The sequence below is a fragment of the Hydrotalea sp. GW822-HT8A01 genome, assembly GCF_058798575.1.
In genome coordinates, this window is sequence record NZ_CM179506.1 from 1,108,201 (window position 1) to 1,125,000 (window position 16,800).

Sequence of the window (16,800 nt, forward strand, 5' to 3'; positions counted from 1 at the left end):
AATATAAAGCGGGAAAGGGGTTTTATTTTTTCAGTGCCACATCACTTACCAGCATAATATGATCGCTTAGGTCTTCATCAACCATATCAAATTGCCGGATGGCAAAATGAAGGTCGGTTAAAATATAGTCAATACGCAGTGTTGGTGCAAGGCTAATAAAACTGCGGCCAATGCCAAAACCTTTTGCCAAAAAAGCATCCTGCATGTTTTCACGAATATGGAAATAAGTAAAGCTGTTGGGCACATCATTAAAATCGCCACAAATTAAATAAGGATAAGGGCTTTCGTTCAATTTGCTTTTTACAATGATGGCCTGTGCAGTTCTTCTTCTAAAAGCCAGTAGCATTTTTTGGATAATGCCTTTGGAGGCAGCCAGTGCTTCTTCATTTTGTTGTTTAATTTTCTCCATGCCATCATAGTCATCCTGGTTAAATTTATAAGATTGCAAATGGGTGGTGAAAACCCGTATGGTATCGTAGCCTTTTACAATATCGGCATAAATAAGGCTTTCGGCTGTTTTAAAGGGGATGCGTTCGGAACGGATAATGGGGTATTTGGAAAAGATGATACAGCCTGAATGATAGTGATTGTTGCGGCGATAGTCTTTCGAGAAGCAATGATAGGGAAAACTATCAGCGAACAAGCCAATATTATTAGCTGTTGGATTGGTATTGTCGGCATGGTTAAACTCCTGCATGCAAACCACATCGGCATTAAGTTTTTGAATAGTGAGGGCAAGATCGGTACGCACCTGCTGTTTAGCAGCCTTGCTTTTACTGAGGCCATTAAAGCTTTGCACATTCCAGCTAATGATGCGCAAACTGCCGGCAGGTTTTGTTTTTGAAAATCCTTCTTTTATGTTACCGGCAAACATTACCTGTATTTGCTGATAGCTGAGTAATAGTGCCAGCAGCGGCATCCACACATATTTCGGCTTTACGATAATCCAGAAAATAGCAGCAAAAATGAGGATTAAAGCCAGGTAGGGCATGGTAATGGCAATAAAGCTGATGGGGGTAAAATATACGGGGTTTACCCACGGACTTAAACAGCCCAGTAAGTAAATAAAAATGACCAGCAGGTTAATACCAATTACTATACGTTTTATAAAAGGCCTGATGAATGCCAATGCCATTGCATAAAAATAACAATTGTTGGTGGAAGGGCAAAAGGAGAAAAGCAGAAATATAATTGTTGTATGTCACCCTATTTGGGTACAGTGACACTATCCATGACTTTGCTACCCGACCCCACGCAATTTTTAGCACATGGCAAGGCACACAAAACTCAGACACAATGCCAACCTTGCCAAGAGCTAAAAATGCCAACGCACTACCCACCCACCCCAGCTGACGAATAATCTGTCATTTGTTTGTAAAAATGTCGTTGTAATTATCAATAACCCATGCTTAGAATTTTGGATATTACTTCATTTTGAATCGACAGGCAAGTATTTTGATAATTGTGAAGGTGCAATCAAACAGTTAAAAAAGTATTTACCTGATTTTGAAAAAACAAGTAAATATTTTACAAAGCAAGACAACGATATTTATTTAAAACTAAAACCTAAACTGAAAACAGCCATTGCAAATGCAAAAAAGTTAAAAGCATTTGACTTGGATAATCCCAAAACGGCAATGACTCAAATGCAGCTGCTATACGAGACCGACGAAATGAAGTCGATTATTAATGTTTAATAAAGCCTACAGCTAACAACTAAGGCTTCGTTGGGTGCGTAGCGCCAACAATGAAGCCGCCTGTTGAACGAAACCGGTAAATTATCCGGGTGTTTATTGATTATGGAGTTATCGTTTTGCTACTGTGTTGCTGTAATTGAAAATCGGGGGGTATTATTTTTTTCAATTCTTTGTTTACTGCTGTGTGCCGTTATTGTAGTAGCGGTTATGTTCTTGCAGGCACAGCAATTCCCTTACCCGCATTTAGCAGGCATTCCTTTTTGCACCGGCCTTATGCTGCGGTGGTGGCCCCCGTTTGCCAAAGGTGATGATGGTGATTAATATGCCTGTTTTGCAACAAGGGCAGCAATGTAGTTTTGTTGTACTGTCATTTTTTGGTGTTGGCAACTTTAACTGTTTTTTTAAGGCAACAAACTTTGCCCGCTTCCAGGTAGTGCTGCGTATGCCGTAATGCCTGATGCGTACAAAGCGCAGGGGTAAAATGTGCATAGCAAAACGCCGGATAAATTCCGGGTTGCTCAGCGTCATTTGTTTTATACTGCCATGGCTTTTATAATCTTTGTAGTGGAAGGTGGTATTGGTTTGATCTACCTGTTGCAAACGGTGATTGCTGATAGCAATTTTATGGGTGTACCTGCCTAAGTATTCTATTACCTGCTTTGGTGCGCCAAAAGGGCGCTTGGCATACACTACCCAATTTTTGGCAAATAAATGATTGATGAGTGTTTTATCTGTGATACCCTTTTGCCTGAGCAGTGCAACATACTTTGCACGGTACACATTGCTCAAAGCTTTTGCCGGAAACAAATATTTTCCATTGGCAGTAATGGTTTTAAAATGACCCTTTGCATCTACGCCTGCACCCGGTACAATACAATGCAGGTGGGGATGCAGGCTAAGCGTTTGTCCCCAGGTATGCAGAATGGCAATCATGCCGCCTTGTCTTGTCCTGATTTACGTTCGCCGTTTGCGGACACACAACACAACAACAGAGTGTTGTATATCTGTAAATTGCTATTTGAAAAATAATTCATCGAATCTGAATTACGCCACTCCATTTTTTCTTCTTTTATTTGCAAATGGAATCAACGGAAAAAAAAATTATCATCATCACGGCACCATCGGGTGCAGGTAAAACTTCTATTACCCGATATCTTTTAGCAAAATATCCCAAATTAGCATTTTCTATTTCCGCTACTACCCGTTCCCCTCGAAGCAATGAGCAGAACGGAAAAGATTATTATTTTATTTCTATCAACAATTTTCAGGAAAAAATTAAAGCAAATGAATTTGTTGAATGGGAAATGGTATATGAAGGAAAATATTATGGCACCCTGCACGCAGAAATAGAAAGAATTTGGCAGGAAGGAAAAGTGCCGGTTTTGGATATTGATGTGAAAGGCGCCATTCATGTACAACAACAATATCCCAACAATACCTTGTCCATTTTTATTGAAGCGCCCAGTTTGGATGATTTAAAAAAAAGATTAGAAAGCAGGGGCACAGAAACCCCGGATAGTATTGCTACCCGTATGAATAAAGCCAGGTATGAAATTTCTTTTAAGCATCACTTTAATATAGGAATTGTAAACAAAGAATTAGAGCAGGCCTGCCGGGAAGCAGAAACTGCCATCCGCCAATTTCTGGGCTGGTAATGAGCGGGTATTGCTATTTTTTCCTGATGTATTGGTAATAAAATTATTGGCCTTCCTTCTTTATTCTTCCTGCAATTATCCTACCTTGTTTCATTAAATGAACAGGATATGCTATTTCAAAATAAGACCGTATTCATTACCGGTGCCAGCAGGGGCATCGGCAAGGCAATAGCGTTAGAACTGGCAAAACAAGGGGCTAATATTGTGATTGCTGCTAAAAGCACAGAAGAAAACCCCAAATTAGGCGGCACTATTTTTTCTGCAGCTAAAGAAATAGAGGCAATAGGCACCAAGGCTTTGCCCATAAAAACCGATATTCGATTTGAAGAACAAATACAACAAGCGGTAGAAATAGCAGTAGAAGCTTTTGGCGGAATTGATATTTTAATCAATAATGCTTCTGCCATTCAATTATCTGATACTCTCTCCACCGAAACCAAGCGCTTCGATTTAATGCACAGCATTAATGTACGGGGTACTTTTCTGGTTACACAAGCCTGTGTTCCTTATTTAAAAAAAGCACCCAATCCACATATTTTAACCTTATCACCACCTCTGAATATGCAGCCCAAATGGCTGGCGCCACATATTGCGTACACCCTTACCAAATACAATATGAGCATGATGGCCATTGCCTGGGCACATGAGTTTAAAGAGCTGGGTATTGCATCCAATGCTTTGTGGCCAAGAACCACCATCGATACGGCTGCGGTACGTAATTTATTGGGCGGCGTTGCGTTGGCTAACCAAAGCCGAACACCACAAATCCTGGCCGATGCTACTGCTATCATCCTGCAAAAAAAATCAAAAGACTGCACAGGCAATACGTTTATTGATGAAGCAGTACTGGCAGCAGAAGGCATCACTGATTTAGATAAATATGCTGTGGTACCAGGTGCCACACTTTTCAACGATTTATTTGTATAAATCGATATTTTTATTAGTACATTTCCATTTTTTATACAACCAAAACCAACTACTTATGAAAAAATTTATTATTCTGTTGCTTGCTGACAGCCTGCTATGGCTGTCTGCTCCATTTGCTCAAACACCGCAAAAACCCAATGCACTCAAACAAACTGCCATGGCCGATTTGCAAAGCCAGTATAACACCTACAAAAATGTAGCCTTACAAATTTGGAACTTTGCAGAAGTGGGCTATAAAGAAGTAAAGAGTTCAGCACTGCTGCAAGAACAACTTAAAAATGCAGGCTTTTCTGTTGAAAGCGGAGTGGCCGATATTCCCACTGCTTTTGTGGCTACCTATGGTAGCGGTCAGCCTGTGATTGGTATATTGGCTGAATTTGATGCCTTACCCGGTTTATCTCAACAGGCTGTTGCTGAAAAAGAGCCGGTTGCCGGACAGGCAGCGGGGCATGGTTGCGGACATCATTTATTTGGCACGGCTTCAGTAGCTGCCGGAATAGAAATACAAAAATTAATAGCCTCCAACCAATTAAAAGGAACTATAAAAGTATATGGTTGTCCGGCCGAAGAAGGCGGCAGTGGCAAAGTGTATATGGTGCGTGCAGGATTATTCAATGGGGTAGATGTAGTATTGCACTGGCATCCCGGCGCAGAAAATGGTGTAACCATGACCAGTGCATTAGCCAACATCTCTGCCAAATTCAGGTTTCATGGTATTGCTACACACGCTGCAGCATCGCCCGAAAAAGGCCGCTCTGCTTTAGATGCCGTTGAAGCTATGGATTATATGGCCAATATGATGCGGGAACACGTGCCTCAGGAAACCCGTATTCACTACATTATTACCAATGGCGGCAAGGCGCCCAATGTGGTACCCGATTTTGCTGAGGTGTATTATTATGTACGCCACCCCAATAAAGAGCAGGTAAAATCTATTTTTGACAGGTTGGTAAAAGCCGGGCAGGGTGCAGCATTGGGCACCGGCACAACCATGGATTATGAAATTATTGGTGGAACGCATGATTTGCTGTTGAATAAAACACTGGCCAATGTAATGCAGTCTGATTTAGAACAAGTGGGCGGCGTTACCTATACGCCAGATGAAGTAGCATTCGGTAAAAAATTACAGGCCACTTTTAATTTTAACGTACCACCCATTGAGTCGGCTGCTACCATTAAACCATTAAAAGAACAGGAAGATGCCGGCGGCGGCTCAACCGATGTAGGCGATGTAAGCTATACAGTGCCCACCGTTGGCTTAAGGGCTGCTACCTGGATTCCAGGCACTCCTGCGCATAGCTGGCAGGCCACTGCCTGTGGAGGAACTGAAATTGGCACCAAAGGCATGATGGTAGCCGCTAAAACATTGGCATTAACTGCCATTGATTTATACCAAAGTCCGGCTTTGATTGATGCAGCTAAAGAAGAATTTGTGCAAGCCAAAGGCAATTACCAGTACAAAGCATTGTTGGGCGATAGAAAGCCTGCTTTACATTACCGCGATTAATTGTGTAATATTTGGATATTAAATCAACCGCTTTCTGCTAAAGTAAGCGGTTTTTTATTGCTTTGATGCTATGTTTGCAAATATTTTAGCGGTTCATGATAAGCCGGCAAATCAAAAAGCTTATCCTGCCAATGCGCTATAAGATTCGTGATTTTTAAAAGCAACGCTACCATACACCTAAACAAATGAAAGTAACTGAACACATTCAACAGGCCAAAAGTACCTTACTGTCTTTTGAAGTATTACCACCCTTGAAAGGAAAAACCATTACCTCGTTATATGATCATTTAGATCCGCTCATGGAGTTTAAGCCTTCCTGGATCAATGTTACCTACCACCGTAGCGAAAGTATGTTTAAGAAAAAAGCCGATGGCTCTTTTGAAAAAGTAGAAGTACGCAAAAGACCCGGTACTGTGGGCATTTGCGCTGCCATTATGAACCATTATAAAATAGATACAGTGCCCCATTTAATTTGTGGCGGCTTTACCAAACGCGAAAGTGAAGATGCTTTAATTGATTTGAATTTTCTGGGTATTGATAATGTGTTGGTATTACGGGGCGATGCAGCTAAAAATGAAACCAGTTTTGAGCCGGAGCCAGATGGACATGAACATGCCATTGATTTACAAAAGCAGGTGGTGAACTTAAACCACGGTATATACATTGATGAAGATATTCGCGATGGTGGTAAAACTAATTTTTGCATTGGCACCGCAGGCTATCCTGAAAAACATTTTGAAGCACCCAACTTAGATACCGATTTGCAGTTTTTAAAAGAAAAAGTTGAAGCCGGCGCCGATTATATTATGACCCAAATGTTCTTCGATAACAAAAAGTTTTTTGCTTTTGTAAAAGCCTGCAGGGCAATGGGTATTCAGGTGCCCATTATTCCGGGATTAAAACCCATTACTTCTAAAAAACAATTAACCGTATTGCCCAGAATTTTTCATGTAGATATTCCCACTGATTTATCAAATACTATTTTAAATTGTAAAACAGATGCTGAGGTAGAAGCAATTGGCACTACCTGGTTAATTCAACAATCAAAAGAACTGAAAGCTGCCGGTGTGCCGGTATTGCATTACTATACTTTGGGTAAACCTAAAGTAATACGCAATGTGGTGAAAGAGGTGTTTTAGGTATCCAAATGCAAAATATAAATGCAGATATCTTCTTGCAATTCAAAACAATAAACTATGGTAATCCAATCACTTCATTTCGTTTACGAAACAAAATAGTAATTATGCTATAATAATTGCTCAATTTCTGAAAGTTTATTTTTTAAAATCTGACTAATAATCCTCCTCCCCATTGATACCTTGAATCATACCCGCCCGATAGTGAAATATACTTACTTAGAAGATACTGTAGATCAAGGTGATATTCCTTATCTGTATTGATACGCCAATTAAAAAAAACATGTGGCAGCAGCCATTCATCACTTTCTAATTGAAGCCGAACCCTGCCTGCAGAATTTATGCGAAGGTCAGATTCGATAAAGAAAGGGAGTGTATATCTTATGCCTACTACGGGCAAATCAAATTCTTGTTGAAAAATTTCTTTGCCACTAAAAACATTATAATATTTTTGTCTTACAGTGGCAACGCCTATATAGGGTCTAAACCAATTTGTAATATATCTTTCATAACTTAGGTTTATTTCGTATTGGCCATTATAGTTTGTATTGGCCTCTGTTCTAATTGCATTTGACATATTAATATAATTGGCATTAAATTCTGTCATCATGCTTTTTGCTGCTAAACTGCCATAAAAAAACCATTGTTTATCTTCATTTAATATTTTTTTCAGCGGATAGTTAGCCAGGGCAGTATCTCTTTCACTACCTTCATAATGTATGTAACGTGCCATTCCACTTGCCAAATGATACAAGATGTGGCAATGAAAAAACCAGTCTTTATCTTGATTTGCGGCAAATTCTATTACCACCGTTGTCATTGGGGGCACATCTACGGTGTGTTTTAATGGAGAGTAATCGCCATTTTTGTTAAGAACCCGGAAATAGTGACCATGAAGGTGCATAGGATGGTTCATCATGGTTTTATTAACAAGTATCAGCCTTACATTTTCTCCTTTCTTTACCGCAATTGAGTCTTGTTGTGAAATTGTTTTGTTATTTATTGACCATACATACCTGTACATATTTCCGGTTAGGTTCAGTGTAATTTCCCTGGTTGGATTTCCCTGTGGTAAGTTTGTTGGTGTAAAAGATTTGAGCATATCATAATTAAACATTATGAATTTACCAGTTGTGTCTGACTTAACTGCACTCATTACTGGCATATCCATGTTTTGATTCACCTTTTTTTCCACGGAAGTTTTTTGCATAGGGTTACTCTGTTGAACCATTTCATTTTTACTGCTTCCCATCGTCTGTTTGTCCATTGGCATATTACCCATATGTCCTCCTTTTTTCAAGCGCATATTCATATTGCCCATATTCATTCTGCCTGGCATATTTACAGTTAAATTATGAATGGTTTCACTCATTTTCCATACATTAGGTTTTGGAATATCAGGAGCCATTATTTTATTACCTTGCCCTATAAATACAGAAGCATGGCCAGTAACATCAATAGCTGTTGAACGAAATTCGTAAGCACCATTTGTAGGAACTGTAATAATGAAATCATAGGTTTCGGCAACCCCCATCAACAAGCGGTCAATGAAAACGGGTTGAACATCTACCCCATCTGCCGCAATTAATTCCATTTTACCGCCTGCATACTGCAAATAAAAATAGGAGGATGCTGACCCATTAATAACCCTTAATCTTATTTTTTGTCCGGGTTTATATTTTGAGAAGTCTAATTCAGTAGTTCCATTAATGAAAAATCTGTTATAATAAACATCAGAAATATCCATCGGAGGCATTCTGTTATAAGCTGCTTTTAGCCTTTCGCCCCACGCATGGTGTTTTAATAATTTATCAAGGCTCTGGGGATAGCCTTTTTCTAATGCATAATATTCATTAGCAGCATCTCTTCTTTTCAAGGTTGTTAAAACAGAGGCCGGCTTTTCATTTGTCCAGTCAGATAGTACCAGAACCAATTCCCCATCTACCTGATATCTTTTTTTTATAGGTTGAATAACTATCGATCCATATAAACCGCTTTGTTCCTGCAGCATTGTATGCGAGTGATACCAATAAGTTCCAGATTGTATAAGCGGAAAACGGAAGGTGAAAGTTTTTCCCGGTTCAATAGGTGGTGTGGTTAAATAAGGAACACCATCCATGAGGTTAGGTAACAATATTCCATGCCAATGTACTGAAGTAGATACATTCATTTCATTATGCACATGTATTACTGCGGTATCACCTTCAGTGAAATACAGTGTAGGTGCTGGAATAGAGCCATTTACAGCAATTGCTTTCACCCTCTTGCCAGTATAATTAACTGTAGTATCAGCAATGTTAAGTGTATATTCAACTGTTTTGGGTTTATTTACTTGCGCATGCAGCATGCAAGAAGTAAATAAACAAAGAATTATAAGTAGTTTTTTCATAAGCTTATTTTTATATTTTATTGGAATATCGTTTTGTGCTTTGTAGTAAAGTTAAACAAAACAAAACAAAATGTAAAATTTATCAGTAAATGCTATTACAGCCGAAAGATTTATGGTAAGCATATTAGCGATATATTTATTAGTAATGCCATTATTAATAAGAGTACAATTTAAGTCTTATTTTAATTTTATTTTTGTAACATTATGAGATGATAAAGTCAACAGTTATAAAACGGGGTACAGTTAAGGCACAAGAAGCCATACGTTTAAGGGTGGTTGGTTATTTACAATAGAAATTGGGAACTTAGTGAACGCTCAGTAAATCGAATTTGGTCAAAATACAGGCAATACGGCAAGCGTTCGTTGAGCAATAAAAAGCGAGGCGTGCAAGGAGGTAAAAAGATTACTGGTAAACAAGCAGCAGAGGTAGGCCAGTTGATAAAGGAAAAGCTTCCTGACCAATTAAAACTACCCTTTGGGCTGTGGACAAGGGAGGCTGTGCAACAATTATTGTTAGACAGATATAGGATTGAGTTATCGCGTTGGCAGGTTGGGCGATATTTAAAAGACTGGGGGTATACTCCTCAAAAGCCCATCAATAAGGCATTTGAGCAAAAACCGGAAAAAGTAAAAGAGTGGCTGGGAAAAGAATATCCTGCCATTAAAAAAAGAACTGCCCAACAGAATGCCGTTATTTACTTTGGGGATGAAACAGGCATGCGTAGCGATCATCAGGCAGGCGTTACGCCTCTGCTGGAGAAACACCCGTTATTAAAAAGACAGGACAAGACTTTTCATTGAATATGATTTCAGCAATAAGCAACCAGGGTCATTTACAATTTATGATTATAGACGGCAGGTTTAACAGCGGAGTGTTTGAAACATTTTTGCGGCAAATGATAAAGTATAGCAGGCAGAAACTATATTTTGTAACAGAGGGGCACCCAGCGCACAAAACAAAAAAACTAAATGAATGGCTCCAGGCAAATAGAAACAAGATTGAAGTATTTTTTCTTCCACCATACAATCCGGAATTGAAACCGCAGGAGTATGTCAATCAGGATGTAAAAACAAATGTAGTAGGTGACCCGTCCTAAAATAGGTTGGCACTCAAGCACATAAAAAAGCCCACAAACATTTTCGTTTATGAGCTAATCCACTTTAAGTGGGCCCACCTGGGCTTGAACCAGGGACCCCCTGATTATGAGTCAGGTGCTCTAACCAGCTGAGCTATAGGCCCTGAGCTTTGGGCTCAAGAGGCGCAAAAATAACCAAATCCCGCTATTTTCCAAATACCATTCAAAATAGTCAGTCCTGTTATTTTAAAAACAGTTAGGTATTTCAACTGCTACTTTTCTTCATGCATATAGCATACTCTATTTCTTTTCCTCCAACATTTTTTCACTATTTATCAGCTTTTGCTAATTTTTAACCCTTTTGGTGGCCGCAATTCTGTTATTTTTGTTCCATACTAAAAAAAGGTTAAATCACCTGCATTTATACATAATGAAAAAATCGATCCTACTACTGCTTAGTGTATGCACCTTGGCCATGGCCCATGCGCAACTTTCAACCCTGTTTCATAAAAAAGGCAAAACAGATTCTACTGTACACCACAAAGCACCCAAAGAAAAGAAGCCGGTGATGCCTAAAGTAAAAAAAGACTGGAGTAAAGTAGACCTCACCAAAGTTCCATCAGACCATTTTTTAATTCAGTTTGGCAGCGATACATGGACTGGCCGCCCCAATCCCGATACCATTGGTACCAAAGGGTTTAGCCGCCACTTTAATTTTTATGTAATGCTTAACAAGCCATTTAAAACCGATCCGCGTTTCAGTGTGGCGTATGGCTTAGGCGTGGGTACCAGCAATATTTTCTTTGACCACCGGTACGTAAAAGTGTGGGCACCCGGACCAACCCTGCCATTCGATAGTACTACCCGGTTTAAAAAATCGAAAGTAACGACCATTTATTTACAGGCACCTATTGAGTTGCGTTATTATTCCAACCCCGGCGATCCGCAACATTCCTGGAAATTTGCTGCCGGTGTAAAAGTGGGCACTTTATTAAAAGCATACTTTAAAGGAAAAAATCTGTTAGATATTAACAACAATAGTTTGTATGGTACCCAATATGTGCAGAAAGAAAGCAATAAAAAATTCTTTAACGGTACCTTTCTCGCAGCAACGGCCCGAGCGGGATATGGGAACATCTCACTCAATATAGACTATTCCGTACTGGGTGTGTTAAAACAAAATGCAGGTCCTGTCATGAACACACTATCTATTGGACTTACAATTAGCGGATTGTAAAACAAGCTATATATTTCAATCATCAGCCCCATCCCGGTTCAGTGCCTCGATGGGGCTTTTCTTGTAAAGCAGGGTATTTGCAATACCTTTGTCCAAAACAAAGTATCGTTGATAGATAAGAACCAGAAAATAGCCACAGAAGAAAAAGTGGTGTTAATTGGGTTGGTAACCAAAGAAAATACCCCCGAGCAAATAGAAGAATATTTAGATGAATTGGCCTTTTTGGCCGAAACAGCCGGTGCCATTACTTTAAAACGTTTTGTGCAGCGCTTACCGCATCCCGATAGTCGCACTTTTTTAGGGAAAGGGAAATTAGAAGAAATAAAAGCCTATGTACAGGCCAAAGGCGTGAATTTAGCCATAGTGGATGATGAGTTAAGCGGTTCACAAATTTCAAATATGGAAGATGTGCTCGGCATTCGAACCATTGACCGAAGCGATTTAATTCTGGATATTTTTGCCCGAAGGGCCAGAACAGCCCAGGCTAAAGTTCAGGTAGAGCTGGCACAATACCAATATTTATTACCCCGCTTAAAAGGTATGTGGAAGCACTTAGAACGTCAGGGCGGTGGTATTGGTACACGCGGCCCCGGTGAAACAGAAATAGAAACCGACCGTCGTATAGTAAAAGATAAAATTGCTTTACTGCGTAAAAGATTGCAGGAAATAGATAAACAGGCCTTTACCCAACGCAAAGAAAGAGGTGAACTGATTCGGGTTTCTCTGGTGGGCTATACCAATGTGGGCAAAAGCACCATCATGAACCTGTTAAGTAAAAGTGAGGTATTTGCCGAAAATAAATTATTTGCTACATTAGATACTACCACTCGTAAAGTAGTATTTGAAAACACGCCCTTTTTATTAAGCGATACGGTTGGATTTATTAGAAAGCTGCCCCACCATTTAGTGGAAAGTTTTAAAAGTACATTAGATGAAGTACGGGAAGCCGATATTTTATTACATGTGGTCGATATATCGCACCCTGGTTTTGAAGAACAAATGGGTACCGTTCAAAAAACCTTGCAGGAGTTAAAAGCGTTCGATAAACCCATCCTCACTATTTTTAATAAAATGGATTTGTATGAATCTAAATATTTTGATGAATGGCTGGCACCAGAAGTAAAAGAAGATATTTTACGCGAACTGTATGATAAATGGGCGCACCTTACCGAAGGCAACTGTGTATTTATTGCCGCATTGGAAAAACGGAATGTAGATCTGTTGAGAACGGAGATATTAGATAAAGTAAGGCAAATGTATCGGGTAAGATATCCCTATAAAACCATTCATTTTTAGCAGATGTGGGAGCACCAAAAAGAACCTCAATGGATATTAGCAGGTCCAATACTCCAATTTTTTGAACCCGGCGAAAATGCATTGAAGCCGGTGGAGGTGTCGGGTAAAAATATTACACTGGCACAATGGAACGGAAAGCATTTTGCATTTGCCCAAAAATGTCCGCATGCAGGCGGCATACTCGCCAATGGTTATATAGATGCAACTGGTTGCATTACTTGTCCATTACATCATTATAAGTTTAATATGGAAACCGGCCGGAATATAAGTAGTGAAGAATATTATTTAAAAACCTATTCTGTAAAAACAGATGGGATTGAGTTGTGGATAGGAATGTAACCGACAATAAACGAATACTTTTTTGTAATTTTTAAAAGGATATTTTGCTGAAATACATTTTTCCCTATTTTTGCGCTCCGCGAATGCGGAAGGTATTCCCGAATAGCTCAGTTGGTTAGAGCATCTGACTGTTAATCAGAGGGTCACTGGTTCAAGTCCAGTTTCGGGAGCAACAATAAATAGGAGGTCAATTTCGACCTCCTGTTTTATTTTACCACCTTCTAAACTTTACCTGCAATCAGGAATATTTTTTGATATGCATGCATGAAAATATTGTACGGATTGTGGAAATGGTAAGTCGGTATAGCTTGCCTACCAATAAATGGTTGGTTGCCTTCATGTTGGAAGAATTCAAGTGAATGGTATTTTTTTCGGGTAAATAAATGTACAGTATTAAGCGTATGCTCCAAAAAAAGGAACGGCCAGATAAAAATATCAGCCGTTCTATACTATTCACCCTGCCTGAAAATAAAAATGAATTGATACAGGCTTCCCTTTTTTAATTTAAAACCAATACTTAAAGCCCTTTCAGAAAACTGCTATTTGTATTACAATACAAAAAGGATGTTCCCGTTTTTATAACAGAAACATCCTTTTAATACAATAATTGATAAGCATGGTTATAGGATATTGCATGGTTTAAATGGATATTGAATCTGATGTAAAGCTAAACTATGTAGCTTACCGCTCCAATAGAAGTATCTGTTGATTTTTTGTAGGAATATAACGACAAGCCAATTCCGTTGAAACATAAAAAAAGCCGGATTGAATTCCGGCTCAGTTGAAATAAAATGTTTGTATTACTTTGCTTTTGCATAGTGTTCGGCTACTTTTTGCCAGTTCACCACATTCCAGAATGCTGATAAATATTCGGCTCTGCGGTTTTGGTATTTTAAATAATAAGCATGTTCCCATACATCTACGCCCAGAATAGGTTGTCCTTTAACTTCTGCCACATCCATTAATGGATTATCTTGATTAGGCGTTGATGAAATTTCCAATTTCCCATCTTTCACAATCAGCCAGGCCCAACCGCTGCCAAAACGTGTCATTCCTGCATTGGCAAATTTTTCTTTAAATGCATCAAATGAGCCAAATGCAGCATCAATGGCTTTGGTCAAATCGCCTGTAGGTGTTCCGCCGGCTTTGGGTGCTAAAATTTCCCAGAAAAAACTATGATTCCAGTGTCCGCCGCCATTGTTGCGCACAGCAGGTGAAATGGTGCCTGCAGCGGCTACCAATTCTTCTAAAGATTTTCCTTCGTGTGGCGTGCCTGCAATGGCTTTATTTAAATTATCCAGATAGGTCTGATGGTGTTTGCCATAATGAAATTGCATAGTTGCAGTATCAATAAATGGCTCTAAAGCATCATATGCATAAGGTAATGCAGGTAGTGTAAATAACATAATTAAACTATTTAATAGGTGAACAATTTGATTGGATTTCAAAATTAACCAATATTCCCCGTTATTATTTAAATTTTGTGTTAAGGGTTAATCTTTTTAAATTGTAGCCTTCTTTATTTTCTTATTTCGATAATGAACGCCATATGAAAAAAAACAAAATGATTGCATCCAGGAGGTCTTTTATTGAGAAACTCTCAAAAGGTGCTGCCGCTGCAGCTTTATTACCTACTGTAGGAAGTTGGGCTGCTACTAACCGTACCGCCTTGCTGCCGGTTCGGAAATACAGTGCAAACGATAATATTCAAATTGCGCTCATTGGAGCAGGAGGTATGGGTACAGCCGATGCCAATACTGCTATTACCGTTCCGGGTATTAAACTGATTGCAGCCTGCGATTTATATGACGGGCGCTTAGCCGATGCCAAAAAACATTATGGTAATGATATTTTTATAACACGTGATTATCGTGAAATTATTAATCGTAAAGATGTGGATGCTGTAATTGTAGCCACACCCGATCATTGGCATAAAGCCATATCCGTTGATGCCATGAATAAAGGTAAACACGTATACTGCGAAAAACCAATGGTGCACGATGTAACAGAAGGTAATGCTGTGGTTGCTGCTCAAAATGTCAATAAAGTGGTGTTTCAGGTGGGTAGCCAGGGTATGAGTTCGCTGGGTAATGAAAAGGCAAAGGAATTATTGGCGGCAGGGGCAATTGGGCAATTAAATTATGCCGAGGGTTTTTGGGCACGCAATTCTCCTTTTGGTGCCTGGCAGTATGATATTCCTGCCGATGCATCCACCAAAACAGTTGATTGGAAAACTTTTTTACACAATTATCCCGATAGGCCTTTCGATCCCAAACGTTTTTTCCGTTGGCGTTGTTACCGCGATTATGGTACCGGTGTTTCGGGCGATTTGTTTGTGCATTTGTTTTCCAGCCTTCATTTTATTACCAATTCCATAGGCCCTACCAAAGTAATGGCTACCGGCGGGTTACGATTTTGGAAAGATGGCCGTGAAGTACCAGATATTTTATTGGGCATGTTCGATTATCCTGAAACAGCAGTGCATCCGGCCTTTAACCTGTCGCTTCGGGTAAATTTTGTAGACGGTACTGCCGATAATACTTATTTGCGTATGGTAGGTAATGAAGGTTCTATGATTGTAGAATGGGATAAAGTAACCCTTACCACCAATAAAAGTTATGCCGCTGCTGATGATCCATTATTAAAAACAAAATTAAATGGAAGTAATATTGCCGGATACGACCGCAAGAAAATGCTGCCGCCCGATTCCATTGTTTATAAAGCTGAAGAAGGGTATAAAGGCGCCCATTTCGATCATTTCTATAATTTCTTTCAGGACATTAGAAATGGCACCACTTCCCGGGAAGATGCATTATTTGGTTACAGGGCTGCGGCACCTGCATTGCTATGCAACGATAGCTATTTTAAGCAAACCACCATGCGCTGGAATCCGGAACAATTAACGGTTGTGTCATAAAAATAATTTTATGCAACAAAAATTAAGCTTTCATATGCTACTGTTACTGACCATCAGTCTGCTGGGTTTCATCCCCCACCAAACAAAGGATAATACCTTAACTGCCAAAGAAAAAAAACAGGGGTGGCAACTTCTGTTCAATGGCAATAATTTAGGTGGTTGGCGTACCTATCAAAATAAGCCTTCCAATAGCTGGGAGGTTCAAAATGGTATTTTGCACTGTAAAGGCAGCAATACAGATAAATCGGATAAACGAGCCGATTTAATTACTGATAAGCAATACGATAATTTTGAATTGTCTGTTGATTGGAAAATTTCTCCTGCCGGCAACAGCGGCATTATGTATCACGTAACTGAAGCCTACGATGCTGCCTATCTTTCTGGTCCCGAATACCAGATTATAGATGATGAAGGATTTCCGGAGAAGCTGGAAGAGTGGCAAAAAACTGGTGCCGACTATGCCATGCATACTACCCATATCCGCCCTACAAAACCCGTGGGCCAATGGAACCACACCGTGATTATTTTTAACAAAGGCCATGTGGAGCATTGGCTGAATGGTGTAAAAGTACTTTCATTTGAAGCCTGGACACCCGAATGGGAACAATTGAAGAAAGAAGGAAA

At 39.5% G+C, this 16,800-nt stretch carries 15 protein-coding genes, 2 tRNA genes and 1 pseudogene (1 of these 18 only partly in view); 13 read left to right on the forward strand and 5 right to left on the reverse strand.

Features of this window, described 5'->3' with window-relative positions; translation table 11 throughout:
- Window positions 1-22: 22 nt before the first annotated feature.
- A complete protein-coding gene (locus AC3QLY_RS04870) occupies window positions 23-1,135 on the reverse strand; it encodes an endonuclease/exonuclease/phosphatase family protein (protein WP_288097303.1) in 1,113 nt (370 codons plus the stop codon).
- Between the two features lie 226 nt (window positions 1,136-1,361).
- Here AC3QLY_RS04870 and AC3QLY_RS04875 point away from each other — a divergent pair, with 226 nt between their 5' ends.
- Window positions 1,362-1,697, forward strand: coding sequence for an RloB domain-containing protein (locus AC3QLY_RS04875; protein WP_394369760.1), 336 nt, complete (start codon window positions 1,362-1,364; stop codon window positions 1,695-1,697).
- Between the two features lie 243 nt (window positions 1,698-1,940).
- Here the strand turns inward: AC3QLY_RS04875 and AC3QLY_RS04880 are convergent.
- Window positions 1,941-2,633 (reverse strand): annotated as a pseudogene (locus AC3QLY_RS04880) (IS91 family transposase); the annotation flags it as partial.
- Between the two features lie 143 nt (window positions 2,634-2,776).
- On the opposite strand from AC3QLY_RS04880, the gene gmk reads away from it, so the two are divergent.
- The 4 genes from gmk (at window position 2,777) to metF (ending at window position 6,925) form a co-directional block, all read left to right on the forward strand.
- Entirely contained in the window at window positions 2,777-3,352 is a 576-nt protein-coding gene (gene gmk / locus AC3QLY_RS04885) for a guanylate kinase (RefSeq protein WP_074419469.1), read from the forward strand.
- Between the two features lie 108 nt (window positions 3,353-3,460).
- Window positions 3,461-4,279: an SDR family oxidoreductase gene (locus AC3QLY_RS04890; RefSeq protein WP_218331658.1), complete on the forward strand. Its 819-nt coding sequence runs from the start codon at window positions 3,461-3,463 to the stop codon at window positions 4,277-4,279.
- A gap of 55 nt (window positions 4,280-4,334) precedes the next feature.
- Window positions 4,335-5,786 carry an amidohydrolase gene (locus tag AC3QLY_RS04895; RefSeq protein ID WP_492990807.1) on the forward strand — a complete coding sequence of 484 codons (1,452 nt, stop codon included), beginning with the start codon at window positions 4,335-4,337 and terminating at the stop codon, window positions 5,784-5,786.
- Between the two features lie 185 nt (window positions 5,787-5,971).
- Window positions 5,972-6,925, forward strand: coding sequence for a methylenetetrahydrofolate reductase [NAD(P)H] (gene metF / locus AC3QLY_RS04900; RefSeq protein ID WP_218331662.1), 954 nt, complete (start codon window positions 5,972-5,974; stop codon window positions 6,923-6,925).
- Between the two features lie 142 nt (window positions 6,926-7,067).
- Here the strand turns inward: metF and AC3QLY_RS04905 are convergent, their stop codons facing one another.
- Entirely contained in the window at window positions 7,068-9,311 is a 2,244-nt protein-coding gene (locus tag AC3QLY_RS04905; protein ID WP_218331664.1) for a multicopper oxidase domain-containing protein, read from the reverse strand.
- 384 nt (window positions 9,312-9,695) lie between these two features.
- Here AC3QLY_RS04905 and AC3QLY_RS04910 point away from each other — a divergent pair, with 384 nt between their 5' ends.
- Both AC3QLY_RS04910 and AC3QLY_RS04915 read left to right on the forward strand, forming a co-directional pair.
- Window positions 9,696-10,112 carry a winged helix-turn-helix domain-containing protein gene (locus AC3QLY_RS04910; RefSeq protein WP_075051691.1) on the forward strand — a complete coding sequence of 139 codons (417 nt, stop codon included), beginning with the start codon at window positions 9,696-9,698 and terminating at the stop codon, window positions 10,110-10,112.
- Window positions 10,082-10,408, forward strand: a complete 327-nt coding sequence (locus AC3QLY_RS04915; RefSeq protein ID WP_081299063.1) for a transposase — start codon at window positions 10,082-10,084, stop codon at window positions 10,406-10,408. The genes AC3QLY_RS04910 and AC3QLY_RS04915 overlap by 31 nt, the downstream gene beginning before the upstream one ends.
- A gap of 69 nt (window positions 10,409-10,477) precedes the next feature.
- Here AC3QLY_RS04915 and AC3QLY_RS04920 read toward each other — a convergent pair.
- Window positions 10,478-10,551, reverse strand: a tRNA-Ile gene (locus AC3QLY_RS04920).
- A gap of 266 nt (window positions 10,552-10,817) precedes the next feature.
- Between AC3QLY_RS04920 and AC3QLY_RS04925 the strand changes: the two genes are divergently transcribed.
- From AC3QLY_RS04925 to AC3QLY_RS04940, 4 genes are all read left to right on the forward strand, one after another.
- Window positions 10,818-11,624, forward strand: a complete 807-nt coding sequence (locus AC3QLY_RS04925; protein WP_143439256.1) for an outer membrane beta-barrel protein — start codon at window positions 10,818-10,820, stop codon at window positions 11,622-11,624.
- A gap of 108 nt (window positions 11,625-11,732) precedes the next feature.
- Window positions 11,733-12,920, forward strand: a complete 1,188-nt coding sequence (hflX, locus tag AC3QLY_RS04930) for a GTPase HflX (RefSeq protein WP_075051694.1) — start codon at window positions 11,733-11,735, stop codon at window positions 12,918-12,920.
- 3 nt (window positions 12,921-12,923) lie between these two features.
- Window positions 12,924-13,259 (forward strand): Rieske 2Fe-2S domain-containing protein, encoded by a 336-nt coding sequence (locus AC3QLY_RS04935; RefSeq protein WP_081299064.1) that lies wholly within the window; start codon window positions 12,924-12,926, stop codon window positions 13,257-13,259.
- A gap of 96 nt (window positions 13,260-13,355) precedes the next feature.
- A tRNA-Asn gene (locus tag AC3QLY_RS04940) sits at window positions 13,356-13,429 on the forward strand.
- 630 nt (window positions 13,430-14,059) lie between these two features.
- On the opposite strand, the gene AC3QLY_RS04945 is transcribed toward AC3QLY_RS04940, so the two are convergent.
- Window positions 14,060-14,665 (reverse strand): superoxide dismutase, encoded by a 606-nt coding sequence (locus AC3QLY_RS04945; protein WP_074419643.1) that lies wholly within the window; start codon window positions 14,663-14,665, stop codon window positions 14,060-14,062.
- Window positions 14,666-14,808: 143 nt separating this feature from the next.
- Between AC3QLY_RS04945 and AC3QLY_RS04950 the strand changes: the two genes are divergently transcribed.
- Together AC3QLY_RS04950 and AC3QLY_RS04955 are read left to right on the forward strand one after the other, a co-directional pair.
- Window positions 14,809-16,176, forward strand: coding sequence for a Gfo/Idh/MocA family protein (locus tag AC3QLY_RS04950; RefSeq protein WP_081298709.1), 1,368 nt, complete (start codon window positions 14,809-14,811; stop codon window positions 16,174-16,176).
- Between the two features lie 10 nt (window positions 16,177-16,186).
- Window positions 16,187-16,800, forward strand: the 5' portion of a protein-coding gene (locus AC3QLY_RS04955) for a 3-keto-disaccharide hydrolase (protein WP_075051687.1). 106 nt of this gene lie beyond the right edge of the window; only the first 614 of its 720 coding nucleotides appear in the window; its start codon is at window positions 16,187-16,189; the stop codon falls past the right edge of the window.

Excerpts from the sequence above, each read along its gene's own strand:
- AC3QLY_RS04945 (WP_074419643.1), bottom strand. The coding sequence starts at position 14,665 with ATGTTATTTACACTACCTGCATTACCTTATGCATATGATGCTTTAGAG.
- AC3QLY_RS04890 (WP_218331658.1), top strand. The coding sequence starts at position 3,461 with ATGCTATTTCAAAATAAGACCGTATTCATTACCGGTGCCAGCAGGGGC.
- AC3QLY_RS04870 (WP_288097303.1), bottom strand. The coding sequence starts at position 1,135 with ATGGCATTGGCATTCATCAGGCCTTTTATAAAACGTATAGTAATTGGT.
- AC3QLY_RS04950 (WP_081298709.1), top strand. The coding sequence starts at position 14,809 with ATGAAAAAAAACAAAATGATTGCATCCAGGAGGTCTTTTATTGAGAAA.
- AC3QLY_RS04925 (WP_143439256.1), top strand. The coding sequence starts at position 10,818 with ATGAAAAAATCGATCCTACTACTGCTTAGTGTATGCACCTTGGCCATG.
- metF (WP_218331662.1), top strand. The coding sequence starts at position 5,972 with ATGAAAGTAACTGAACACATTCAACAGGCCAAAAGTACCTTACTGTCT.
- AC3QLY_RS04905 (WP_218331664.1), bottom strand. The coding sequence starts at position 9,311 with ATGAAAAAACTACTTATAATTCTTTGTTTATTTACTTCTTGCATGCTG.
- gmk (WP_074419469.1), top strand. The coding sequence starts at position 2,777 with ATGGAATCAACGGAAAAAAAAATTATCATCATCACGGCACCATCGGGT.
- AC3QLY_RS04895 (WP_492990807.1), top strand. The coding sequence starts at position 4,335 with ATGAAAAAATTTATTATTCTGTTGCTTGCTGACAGCCTGCTATGGCTG.
- AC3QLY_RS04935 (WP_081299064.1), top strand. The coding sequence starts at position 12,924 with ATGTGGGAGCACCAAAAAGAACCTCAATGGATATTAGCAGGTCCAATA.